This is a genomic window from Bradyrhizobium sp. USDA 376 (assembly GCF_054063675.1).
On record NZ_JBSSGN010000001.1, the window covers coordinates 5,218,923 to 5,232,844 of the forward strand.

Consider the following 13,922-nt stretch of genomic DNA (forward strand, 5'->3'; position numbering starts at 1 on the left):
CAGATACTCGCCAGCCAGAATATCGATATCTATGGCGACTTCCGCCGCGTGAACGAGCTCTCGAGCGGGATTGCCCGGACCGACACCGTCTCGCCGGACGACACGCCGAAATTCGGCACGGTGATGCACCTGCATGGCGTCATCGCGCATGGCGCGACGGCGAGCGGCTATCTGACCCGCATCTTCGGCAACGCCGATACGGATCAGATATTCTTCGATGAGACGTTCCTTGGCGGCCTCAGCGGGACGGCGACGTCGGCAATACCGGGCGGCACCGCCCAGGTCATCCCCGATGGCGGATTCACGACGGGCCTCGGTATCGGCAATGCCGGCTTGATGTCGAGCTACTCGGGCGGCAAGACCCGCGCGTTCGGCAGCAATACCCCAACGCAGATCATTAATGTCACCGCCTCGATGACATTTGCGCGGAATGCCGGGGGCGACACGATCACTGCCGCGGCCGGGACATGGGCGGGCTTCGCCGTCGGCGACATCGTCACGGTCGACACGGGAATCGCTGACGATCCCAACAACCGCAGCTTCACGGTCCTGAACGTTACGGCGACCGTTCTGACGCTGTCGGCCGTGAACTTTGTCAGGGCCGAATCCGTCTCCGCAAAGGTCAAGAACAACAAGGTGGCCCCGGCAGGCGACAGCGAGGACTTCTTCATCGTCAACCAGCTGCAGTCGATGGTCATCACCCAGGAGACGCAGACCGGCGTCGAAACGGGCGACACCCTGACGCTGGACGGCCAGTCGGCGTCCGATACCTACGTCATCAACACCACCGGCACGCACGGCGAGGTCCGCAACTATGTGGTCAACGTGCTCGATACCGGCGCCGCTGCCGACGGCGTCGACAACCTCACTGTGTACGGCCGCGATGACAACGCGATCAACGATCCAAACGCCAACTATCGGGGAGCAGACAAGGGCTTCGATGACGTCTTCCTGCTGCGGCGCACGACCGGAATAGCCCAGGAGACGGCGAACCGGCCGGTGCTCTATGCCGACGATTCGGCATTCGTGGCGCTGTTGCATGTGAACAACCTCGCCCGGGCGCAGGCCTCGGATCCCAACAACGATCCAAACGTCCGGTCGCAAAGCGTCCAGCGCATCAACTACGACAGCTCGATCAACGGCAGCTTGATGGTGTTAGGCCAGGGCGGCAACGACTACTTTGCCGTGGACGACAATGCCGCCATCACGACGCTCGATGGCGGGGCCGACAACGACTCGTTCCAGATCGGCCAGATCTACGGCTATCAGCGTGACGGCAGCACCCATTCGCCGGCGCCGCTCGGCAATACGTTCGGCGGCTCGGTCGTGACGCCCTACGATCAGTTCCCGCAGCTGGTCAATTCGCTGACGCCCCAGAGCATCTACGGGACGGTCGCCACGACGCGCGGCTGGCTCTCTGCCGGTGCGACCTCGCCGCTGGTGGCCGAGGGCGGCACCGGCGATGACACGTTCACCGTCTACAGCAATCAATCGCCATTGCGGCTCGAAGGCGACGATGGCAACGACCTCTTCACGGTGCGGGCCTTCGCGTTGGCCGAGACCAACCCGGTCACGGGCGACATCGTCTGGGTCGATCCGGTCCAGGAGATCGCGAAGCCGAAGCTCACCAGGGGCTTCTCGACGGCGGCCGAAACCGCCATTCGGACGGGCGCCGGTGCCAACCAGGTCGAATATAACATCAATGCGCCGGTGTCGGTCGATGGCGGCAACGGTTTCGACAAGCTGGTGATCCTCGGCACCGAGTTTGCCGACCACATCGTCGTCACTGAAAAGGGCATCTTCGGAGCCGGCCTCACGGTGACCTACCAGAACATCGAGGTTCTCGAGGTCGATGCGCTGGAGGGAGACGACATCATCGACGTGCTGAGCACGCAGCCGGGCGTGGCGACGCGGGTCATCGGCGGCCTCGGCAACGACACGATGAACGTTGCGGGTGACGTCACCGGCCCGGTGGTGTCGCGCGATATCGAAGGCACCAGCGGAATGGTGAACAACCGGGTCACCTCGGATGACTCGGCCTATGACGGTATCGTTGCCGACGGCATCGATCTCAGCGTCGCGCGGCCCAACCAGGGGCAGGTGATCATCGACGAGGAAGTGCTCGGCGATGCGAGCCGTGGTTTCACAGATATCAGCGAGAGCGGAATCCAGGACGTCTACGGCGTCTATCTGCAGCACGCGCCGGTTCACGGCACCCATGTCTACGTCACCATCACGGCGGCGATGCCGCCGGAGGAAGAGCACGTGAAGGACGGGCTGCTGCATTCGGGCGACATCCTGGATGAGCTCGGCAATGGTCTGGTTCCCCTCGACGCGAACGGCCTGCCGCCGGGCGACAGCATGCTCTTGGCGGAGGACGATTCGAAGGTCGGAGCGATTGCGGCGGCGAACTACGACCGCGACATCTACCTCAACGGAACCCTCATCCACGTCCCGGCGCGGTCCATCGTGCTGGTGTTCGACGACACCAATTGGGACAAGGCGCACGAGCATCTGGTCCACCTGATGGCGGTCGATGACAACCGGCCGGAGGGCGTGCGGACGGTGGTGACGAGCCACAGCGTCCTCAGCGACGACGCCTCCTTCAACCATGCCATCGTGCGCAACGTCGAAGTGACGATTCACGACAACGACCAGCCCGGGATCCTGATCACGCAACTGGATCCGACGACGACAGACCCGGCGCTTTATCCGGCGAAATATCTCAATCATCCGAGCGACAACAACACGATCGTGCTCGAGGGGGATGCCACCACGGCGGTGACCGACCTCTATGCGGTCGAGCTCGAGAACCAGCCGATCGGCGGCGTGGTCACCATTGCACTGAAGCCGCAGGACAGCCGCATGACGCTGAGCTCGTCCGACGCGCGGTTCGGCGTCGGACTGGACCAGTTTGGCGTCCGTTCGGGCGTCTATTACCTCACATTCGATTCGAGCAACTGGAACAAGCCCGTCATCATCACGGCGACCGCCGTGAACGATGGCCAGATCCAGGATCCGCACAACACGACGATCGTTCACTCGATCTACGTTGATCAGTCGTTGAATCTCACCTTCGCCGGCGCCACGGTCAGCCGCCAGGATCCGGCGGATTTCGGTGCCAATTGGCTGACCGACGGCTACTCGGTCGGTCACAAGATCACCATTACGGGTGGTCCGAACGCCGGCGCCTATCTCATTACTGCGGCAACCGAGACGACGCTGACGTTGAAGACACTGGCCAACGTGGTACCGACCTTTACCGGCGGTGTCTTCCTGAGCACCGTCAACCTTGACGGCCTCGTATCGACATCGAACACGGCGTACAAGAACGCGGCGTTCAGCAGCGATACGCCGATCTATGCCAAGGTGTTGGACGACGAGACGGCGGGCGTGTTCCTGCTCGAGAGCGCCGGCCGGACGCTGGTCACGGCTGGCACAACCTCGGACGGGCCGGGGGAGGGCGACAGCTACACGATGCGCCTGCAGAGCCCGCCGAAGTCCAACGTCAATGTCGATGTGGTGACGGACGGACAGACCGACCTCGTGACCGGCGGTCGGGTCAGTCTGCAGGAAACGGGCGGGCTCCAGCCCGTGCAGCTCTTCACCGGCCACATCACGGTGACCAGTGTCGATGCCCACACCGTGATCATCACGCGCGCCAGCGGTTCGGAGACCGGCAGTTTCATCGGCGACGGTTTCCTGCCGGGCCAGCGCATCCGTATCGAGGGAACCGGCGTGGTCGGTGTCGACAACGGCGACATCAATCTGCCCGGCGGTTTCTACACGATCGACTCCGCGAACGACGGCGTCACGGCGAGCACCATCCGCCTCACGGATGCCGGTGGCTCGGCCCTGCCGACGGCGTTCGGTACCTTCGATACCGACGACAACAAGACCGTGGCGATCGACATGGTCGTCGAGCGCGGCCGGTACGTCGGAAACGTCGACTACAGCGTCACGAGCGTTCCGTTCCAGCTCTTCACCGGCAACATCAGCGTGTCCGGCAACGTGATCACCAGGAACGACGTCGGCAGCTTCAAGAACGACAATTTCGCCATCGGGCAGGTGATCACCATCCTCCAGGCGGACCAGAGTGCCCTGGGAACGGCACTCACAGTGACCGGGGTGAGCGACACGCAGCTGACGCTGAGCGGAAGCCCGGCCGCGGACGCGTCGTACCAGAACGTCAGCATCAGGAAGATGCTGGATGTGCTGGTCCGCAGGGACGGCACGAGCTGGCTCGACAGCGGCTTCTTCGAGGGCCAGCTGATCAAGATCAAGGGCATTGGCGGCGACAAGATCGAAAAGATCGATCTCATCACCGGCACGACGCCGGACAAGCTCGACATGCTGGTGCTGACCGACCACCCGGCGTCGGGCTTCTACAGCGGGTCGCTCGGTGGCAACGGCAACAACGTTACGGTGACGGTCATCCAGATGGCCGCGCGCGTGACCTATACGCCGCCCAGCCCGCCCAAACCCGATCCCAGCTATCCGGACACCGGAAACTGGTATCAGCAGGTTACGGTTCAGCTGATCGCCGACCCATGGTTCGACATCCAGCCGGGCCACGAGAATTACCGCGCCTTCCCGAAGGTCGCGCATCGTCTCGACGGCATCCGCGGACCGCTCGCCGTTGAAGGCGGTACCACCGCGGCCGACCGCTCGCTGGTGCAGGCCGTGCTGCTGCCGGGCGAGGCCAATGGGCCGCTGTTCAACATCCCGCCGCAGCCGCCGGAGACCCAGTCGATCGACGTGCTCAACATCTACAACGACGGCACGGTCGCCAACGATACGGGAACGCTGACCTCGACGGCCCTGACGGGCTTCGAGATGGGCGGCACCCTCGATTTCAGCAAGTTGCTGGCGGGTGCGCCAGCGCCGTTCGGCGAGTCCGTCAAGTATCCGGGCGGCATCAGCTACGGATCGATCGTCGTCGACCCGGTCACGCATGAGTTCAGCACCGACGCAAGCCACTCGACGATCGAGTCGGTGAACATCTTCCTCGGCGCCGGCAACGACCGGCTGGACATCAACAGCACGCTGATCCCGGGGCCGGATCACAATGCCGACGGCACGATCGGGCTCGTCTCCGAGCACGGCGGCCTCACCACCGTGCACGGTGGCGGCAATGCGCCGATCCAGATGACGGCCGGCATTGCGCCGACCAACGCCTTCAACATCACGCCGAGCCTGGGCGGCAAGACGGGTACGCTCGAGCGCACCGACGGCCGCTCGTGGGTGGACGCCGGCTTCGCCGTGGGTCAGCAAGTGATGCTGAGCGTCGACACGGTCGGTGGCTCCGTCACCGGTTCCTACACGATCACCGCGATCCTCGATCAGGACCTCAAGCCCGGCAGCATCCTGGTTCTGCTCGGCGCCAACGGGGCCCCCGCACTGACGCTTCTGGCCAACGCCACCGGGACGATCTCGGTGACCGACTGGCTGCAGGTGACCGGCAACTTCGACGTTCAGGCGGACCGCATCATCCGTCGCGACGGCCTGTCCTGGGACAATCTCGGCTTCGCAGCGGGGCAGCAGGTGTCATTCTCGCTGTCCAACGGCAATGTCGGGAACGCCACGGTCCTTGGCTTCGACAACGCCAGCACGCCATCCGGCACCGGCTTCGGCAGTGCCTTGCTGCTCGGCAACACGACGCTGACCCCCGCAACCGGACTTGTCGGCACTGTGGCCGTGACCAGCCGGAACGTCGTGTCTGGACCGTTTACCGTCGCGGCGAAGGCGCTGACACGCAGCAGCGGCAGCTGGATTGCCGACGGCTTCGCCAAGGGCCAGGCGGTCGCCATCAACGGACAGCCGGGCGTGTGGTTCGTGACCGACGATCCCACCAGCACCAAGCTCAAGCTCACGGGCGGTGATCTGACGGCGCTGCCTGCGATCCAGAAGGTTGCGATCGTCCGCATCGGCGGCGACACGATCAACGTCAACGGCACGACGGAATACATCAACGGCATCAACACCGTCGCCGCAGCACTGGCCGGCGATCCGCAGGGAACGACCAATCGCATCACCCGGTCGGATGGTCATGGCTGGGCTTCGGACCATCTGGGCGACAGCGCGTTCGCGGTCGGCCAACAGATCACCATCACCGGCGAGTGGTCGTATGCTGGCGTCACATTCGCGCGCAATGCCAACGGTGACACGATCACGCGCAGCAGCGGCAGCTGGCTATCGGACGGCTTCGTTGCCGGCGAGACGATCGTGCTCTCGGGCACGACCAGCACCAATGGCAATCTCACCAACAACGGCAACTTCACGATCAAGAGCGTGACGGCGTCGACCCTGACCTTGACGGCGGTCAATACCGTCGTACCCACGGTCGGCACCGAGCCGGTGACGATCGGGATCAGTGGCAATTTCCTGGTGACGGGCTTCGCCACCAGCGCCGTTGCCGGCGACACGCTGCTGGTCAAGGGCGCAGTCGGGCTGCCCATCTTCGCGGCGCCGATGACGGTCAACGTCGATGCGCCTCTGGTCGTCTACGGCGACACCACGCAGGACGGCATCTGGTACAACGGCAAGGCCGACAAGTCCTCCTCGCTCGGCAAGTTCAGCAACAAGCCGCAGCCGCACATGGACAACGTGTCGTTCACCATGGCGACGCCGTCGCTGGGCCAGGCCAACCCCGAGATCGCCGGATTGGGTCTCGAATTCTCGACGTTTACGACACTGGAAGGCACGTTCGGCGTCATCAAGCGTACGACCGGCGACTGGAACGGCAGCACCGATCTGACCCGCTTCCTGGTCGACGGCCTCATCACGATCGACGGCACGCCGGTCGGCAACGTGAAGACGCTTACCAGAACCGATCCGGCCCATCCGCTGGTCTACAACACCCTGATCCTGAGCGATCTGACGCCTGCCTTCACGACGTTCGCGAATGGCAACCACACCATCAAGGAATGGAACAGCGGCACGATCAAGCTGCAGCCGGGGCAGGGACTGTTCGATCCTGGCTTCGTGCCGGAAGGCCTGATCGCGATCGGCGGCACCTACCAGGTCGCGTTTGCCCGTTCCAATACCGGCGACACCATCACACGGTTCGACGGCGGCAACTGGCTGACCGAAGGCTTTGCAAAGGGCCAGACCATCTCGGTCTCGCTCACCACCTACAACAACGTCAACTTCACACTCGTGGACGTCACCGCGAATACATTGACCCTCGAGGTCAAGAACAGCGTCATTCCGACGACGCTGGCGGATCCCGGAGCGCCAACGATCACGGAAGGCGCACGGATCGCTGCCGACGTCGGCGCTGTTGCAATCGCGGGCTCGCAGTACCTCGTCACGTTTGCCCAGCACGCGACCGGCGACACCATCACGAGATCCGATGGCGGCAGCTGGATCACCGACGGCTTCAAGGACGGCATGAACATCGCTGTCTACGGTACGCCGGACAAAGCAGGCTCGCCCGGAGACCCCGGGAACAAGCGCGTCTTCCAGGTTGATCACGTGACGGCCACCGTGCTGACGCTGAAGGTGTCCAACAGCGTCATCGCGGAAGGTCCCGAGCAGGCGATCATCTCCGGGCAGGGCACGAAGGTCGACACGCTGTTCATGTTCGACCTGAAGCCCGCCTTCCTGACGCTCACCAACAACGGCAATTCGGCGCCGACGCTCACGCGCACGATCGTCGAGCGCAACAGGCTCGGCCAGAACGCCGACTTCTACGTCTTCCCGCTGGCCAACGAGTACAGGTATGCGGGCAACGACGTCATCGACGCACACAACCTGTTCGGCAATATCCCGGCGGGGCAATTGCCGACGGTCGGCATCACGGCATACGGCGGCAAGGGCGACGATACGATCATCGGCAGCCAGGCCGGCGATCATCTCGCCGGCGGGTCGGGCAACGACACGATCATCGGCCAGCGCGGCGTCGACCACATCTACGGCGATTCCGGCTTCAACGTCGACGTCATCACGCGCGTCCTCAACGTCGCACAGACGGCCGGCAACACCGGGACCACGGTGCTCGACAACGTCACCGACGGCGGCAATGACCTGATTTACGGCGACGCGCCGGGCTCAACGGCAACCGATGCGTTCGGCGACTATGACGACGTGATCTTCGGCGACCTCGGCGACATCGGCCAGGCCACCTCCGGCTGGCGCGATACCACAAAGCCGGTTTCGCTCACCCCGCAGCGCATCGAGACCACGCTGCTGGCCCGGACCATCGTCAGCCAGTCCCGGCAATACGGCGGCAACGATACGATCTTCGGCAATGGCGGCGAAGACATCCTGATCGGCGGGATGGGTAACGACTCGCTCGATGGCGAAAACGGGCGCGACCTGCTGTTCGGCGACAACGTCGCGCTCAGCCGGACGACACATCTCGGCGACTTCCGCAACGGACGCTTCGAGACGCTGTCCGGTACGCAGATCTACAGCACCGGGTTGAGCACCGACACCCTGGCCGCCGGCCTGGATTACGCCAATGGCCTGCCGCAAGCCGATCCGCGCGGCCATGGCAGCTGGGGCGACTACCTGATCACCCTGTTCGACCACGGCAACACCACGGTGCTGGCGCCGGCCGGCTCGTACGGCAACGACTACATCGCCGGCGGCGCCGCCGACGACATGATCTTCGGCGAGATGGGCAACGACGTCGCGCAGGGCGACGGCTCGATCGAGTACGTCTCTCACACGCTGATCGACAATGGCGACGGCACGGCCGGCTACTCTACCGCGATCGGCGGGCGGGTGGGCGTTCTCAACGTCGCCGCAAACATCGCCGGCAACCCGTTCCGCGATGCCACCAACGCCCTGTTCCTGCGCCCGTCATTCGATGGCGCGTCCGACGGGCAGGATTACATCGAAGGCGGCGGCGACAACGATATCCTGTTCGGCAACCAGAACCAGGACGACTTGATCGGCGGCAGCTCCGACCTGTTCAGCCTCAACACGCCGGCCAAGCGGCCCGACGGCTCTGACCTGATCTTCGGCGGTTCGGGCCGCGGTATCGCCCGCAATGCCATTGGCGATGCGACGATCGACGGAAATTCGTTGATTGCAACCACGCCGAATGGCCATGCCAACGACTCCGACTCGATCATCGGCGACAACGGAGACGTCATCCGCCTGGTTGGCATCAAGGGCCAGGTTGCGCCACCGGTCGGCGCCCTCGTCATCTCCGGTACGATGACGCAGGCTGGCAATCCGGTCCAGACGCTCAATGGCTTCCTGTCATTCAACTACGACAACTACAACAGCGCCGTGGGCTTCGTTCGCATTATCCCGCGCGTCGATCGGCTGCTCGACTACACGCCGGGCGGTGTTGATTTCGATCCGGTGCACCAGCCATCCGACATCGGCGCGGCCGACGAGTTGCACGGCGAGTCCGGTGACGACTTCATCTACGCCGGCAAGGGCGAGGACTGGCTATACGGCGAAGGCCAGGACGACGACCTGATCGGTGGCTACGGCAACGACTGGATCTCCGGCGGCACCGGCTCGGACGGCATCATCGGTGACGACGGCCGCATCTTCACCAACCGCAACAGCCTGAGCGCCGACGCGGCCAATGCGAACTATCTGGTCAGCGTGGGTGAGCCGCTATTCGGCATCGCTCCGCTGCTCTCCAGCGATGCCGATCCGAAGTACAGCAACGGCAACGCGCTGAACGAGTACATCTATACACCGGGTAACATGCAGATCGACACGATCAACGTGAGCGGCGCCCTGAAGAAGACCGTCGATCTGACGCCGTTCAGCTCGGACCCGAGCTTCGACGGAACCCGTGACGACTTCTCGGTCGTCAGCACGAAGAACAACGGCGCCGCAAGCGATGGCAAGACGCGACGGCACAACGACGACATCATCTTCGGCGGCCTGGGCAGCGACTGGATCCATGGCGGCTCCGGCGACGACGCAGTGTCGGGAGCCGAGGCGCTGAAGCTGTCCTACACGCAGATGCAGAACGCGACGACCCTCGATCTCACGGGCATCGCCGAGACCGATTACTACCATCCGTTCAATCCCGGCGACGCGCTTCGCTTCAATCCGACGGATCCGGACGGCAAGTTCACTCATCCGCACATCGCGAACCGTACCGGTGAGTTCGCGCTGTACGACGAGAACAATCCGATGCGGAAGATTCTCCTCAATGCGGACGGGACTGCCAGCAGCACGGGTGCCGGCCTCGAGTGGTTCCTGAACTTCGACCAGACCGAGGGCGTCTTGAGGCCGGGCGGCACGACGCCAGGCAACCAGAACCAGTCCGTGACGTATGGACCGGTCCGCGACGACGGCAACGACGATATCTTCGGCGATAACGGCAACGACTGGATCGTCGGTGGCACGGGCCGCGACCACACCTATGGCGGCTGGGGCAACGATCTGCTCAATGCCGACGATGATCTGACGACGGCGAGCGGGCTGAACAACGTTCCGGAGACCGCACCGACCTACGAAGATCGGGCCTACGGTGGCGCGGGCAAGGACGTTCTGATCGCCAACACCGGCGGCGACCGGCTGATCGACTGGGTCGGCGAGTACAACAGCTATCTCGTGCCGTTCTCCGAATTCGGCATGGCCACGGTCAGCCGCACGATGCAGCCCTTCCTGCACCACTTCCTGTATGCGGAGTCGCTGAGCGATGGCGTCGACGCCACGCGCTATTCCGACCTGAACAATGGCGCGCTGCCGCCGGCCCCGACCAAGGCCAACGACCCCATTCCGAGCCGAAATGGCGAGCCGGCCGGCGAGCTCGGTCTGGTCCTGCAACAGGATGCCGCCTGGCACGCCCAGACCGGCGCACCGACCGATCCGCAGGCTGGCAACACGCCGGGCACGCAGCGCGACGTGCTGCGTAGCGCGAGCTACGCACCAAACACCGTAACCGGCATGTTCGTCGACAGCGGCAGCTGGTCCGTGGCCAACAGCGCCTACCAGAACAGCACGGTGAAGGTGAGCGGCGACAATGTCAGCCTGTTCGACCTCGATATGTGGCTGCCGGGCAATTTCTTCGAAATCCAGTCCACCATGAAGGTGTCAAGTGGTGGCACCCTGCAGAATGGCTTCATCATCTTCGACTATCAGGGAACGAACAACTTCAAGTATGCGGGTGTCGACGTCACCAACAACCTGATCAAGATCGGTCAGCGTTCAGACACCGGCTGGACTGATCTTGCGACGCTTTCCGCCGGCAAGCCCGGATTGGGCCTGAACTCGCAGAACAGCCTGTTGCTCTCGGTCAACGGAACCGTGGCAACCCTGACGGTGACCAGTGCAAACGGTGGCAAGGCCGCGAGCGCGCTGAAGCTGTCGTATGCGTTCAACGCGCCGCTGAACACGGGAATGGTCGGCGTCGGCACCAACAATTCCATCGCCGCGTACACCTCGTACACGGTGCAGAGATTGCCGATAAGCTTCACCTACAATGTGCTGGAAGATTTTTCGGACGGCGTCGCAAATAACTTTGCCGCCCAGACCGGGACATGGACCACCACCAGCGGGACGAATGGCCGCTACTTTGCGGTTCCGCCGGCGAACGATGCCGCCTTCTCCACGCGTGCGTTCGCGGTTGCACCACTGTCCTATGTCGAATACTCGGCGACGGTGAATGCGGCCAAGGCCGGAACATCGGCAGGGCTCACCTTTGCGTACACATCGACCAACGACTTCCTCTATGCCGGCATCGTCGCCGGAACCAACCAGGTCGTGCTCGGACACCGCAGCAACGGAAACTGGTACGTCGACGCCGTCGCAAGCACGACCATCGCCGCCGGGACCGACTATAATCTGCTCGTAGCGCTGTCCGAGGGCGTGACGAACAACGTCAACGTCGTGCTCAACGGCAAGAGCGTCCTGAACTTCAACTACAACATCCTGGTGCACGATGGCAGCCTCGGGCTCTACGCCCGCAACGGCAATGCGTCCTTCGACAACGTGCTGATCCGCGGCGACGATATCGCCTATGCCGGCGGCGGTACTCCGCAGGTGGCCGCGCTGGCGGCGCCTCCGGCGACGGATGTCGCCGTTGTGACGGCCGACCAGCTGACGGCCATCGTTGCGGCTGCGAAACAGGCTTGGACCGCCGCGCTTGGACCGGCCGATCCGCGTCTGTCGATCCTCGATCAGGTCACGGTCCTGATCGCCGACCTGCCGGATCAAATGTTGGGCGCGACGACAGGATCCACGATCGTTCTTGATGCCGAGGCTGCCGGTTGGGGATGGTTCGTCGACCCGACGCCTGGCGACAACCGGGAGTTCGCGATCCGACTGTCCAATGAGGTGTTGGAAGCCGCATCGTCAAGCCCGGCTGCCGGACACATGGACCTGCTCACGACGCTGGTCCATGAGATGGGCAATGCGATGGGAATGCCGGAAGACCTCGGCGACGACGTGGCCGGCATGACCCTGCGCGCGGGCGAAAGGCGGCTGCCTGAGCCTGCCGGGCATCCGGCGCCGGCTTCCGCGGCGGTGCTGCAGAGCGCGGCTGCCGCTCAAGCCGCGCCGCAGATGACGCTGATCCCGCTTGCACCGGCAACGACCACGATCGCGCCGCCGCTACCGGCGGTCGCCAAGGCGGACGAGCCCAGCGGCATTACGCTGATCTCGAATATCCTCCTCAGCCCGATCGCAAGCGCGTCGCAGAACGCCGAGGTCCGTAAGTCCGTCGGCGCAAGCGAGGATCCCGGCAAGTCCTTTGTCTCGCTGTCGGCAAGCCTGACCGGTGGTGTCCCGAAGAGCTCGACAGTCTCACAAGACGATCTCTCTACGCCGGAGCATCACTCCTCGCGGATTATCAATAGCGCGAAGGAAACAACCAGCATAAACTGGCGCAATAGTCTCGATGACGTTGAGCATCTCGCTTCAGGACCGTCGAATGGTTCGCAGGAGTGGCTCGACGATTTCCTGAACCACGTGGGCCAGAACAAGGCCCAGTGGAATCCGAACGCCGGTCTCCGCGTACGTCCATTGTCGATGAATCTTCAGGGCCATGCCTGAGCCCGAAATTGCAAGGGAAGGAGCATAGTAATGACTGCCCAATTGTTGATTTACGAAACCGTTATTCCGTTGTCCGCCGCGAGGCATCGCGGCTGCGCAGTCGAGATGGCCAGGAATTACGGCTTCAGCAGCAAGACCAATTCGGTGCCCTTGATGGCCGTCGAGTTTCCCGCTGCCGCATCGGAATATGCGATCGTGTTTGCCGGCACCAAGGACAACGTCATGCCGGCCGTCATTCTCGGCGTGCGAGACAGCGAGAACCTGTTCCTGTCGCAGGATTCCAAATGGGACGCCAAGTATGTCCCGGCATTTCTCCGCCGCTATCCATTCGTGTTCTCGACCAGCGCGGACGGCGAGAGGTTCGTCCTGTGCATCGACGAGGCCTATTCGGGATTCAACCGTGACGGTCGCGGGCAACAGCTGTTCGATGACGACAGCAAGCCCACCCAGTACGTCCAGAACATCCTGACCTTCCTGCAGGAATATCAGACCCAGTTCAACCGCACCCAGGCTTTCTGCCGCAAGGTGCGCGAGCTTGATCTGCTCGAGCCGATGCAGGCTCAGGTCGAGCTCGCCTCGGGCGAAAAGCTGTCGCTCGCGGGGTTCATGGCGGTGAACCGGGAGAAATTGAAGGCTCTTCCCGGTGAAAAGCTCGCCGAGCTTGCGAAGACGGATGAGCTTGAGCTGCTCTATCTTCACCTTCAGTCGATGCGCAACTTCCAGGCCCTTCCGTCGCGCCTCGCGGTCGTGAAGGGGACGGCCCCGCCGGCGATCGGATCTGACGGTGCAGCGGAGGCGGAAGCAGGCGATCGCCTGAATGGGGCGAGGGCATCCGCCTAGAGAACGGATCACACCGTGTCCCCGTGTGAATGCGACGCCTCCGCGCCGCCTCCGTCGCGCGCGCTGCGATGCTGTCCATCATGGCAGCATCGCGGGCATAGCTC

2 protein-coding genes (1 of these 2 only partly in view) are annotated in these 13,922 nt (G+C 63.6%); both read left to right on the top strand.

From position 1 onward, the window contains the following. Positions 1-12,978: the 3' portion of a hypothetical protein gene (locus ACVJ19_RS24160; protein ID WP_456739439.1), read on the top strand. It extends 3,489 nt beyond the left edge of the window; only the last 12,978 of its 16,467 coding nucleotides appear in the window; its start codon lies beyond the left edge, outside the window; the stop codon is at positions 12,976-12,978. 30 nt (positions 12,979-13,008) lie between these two features. Next, entirely contained in the window at positions 13,009-13,818 is an 810-nt protein-coding gene (locus ACVJ19_RS24165) for a SapC family protein (protein WP_456739440.1), read from the top strand. Positions 13,819-13,922: the final 104 nt, after the last annotated feature.

What these genes read in the sequence shown, in the direction of transcription:
- ACVJ19_RS24165 (WP_456739440.1), top strand. Translation starts at nt 13,009, where the DNA reads ATGACTGCCCAATTGTTGATTTACGAAACCGTTATTCCGTTGTCCGCC.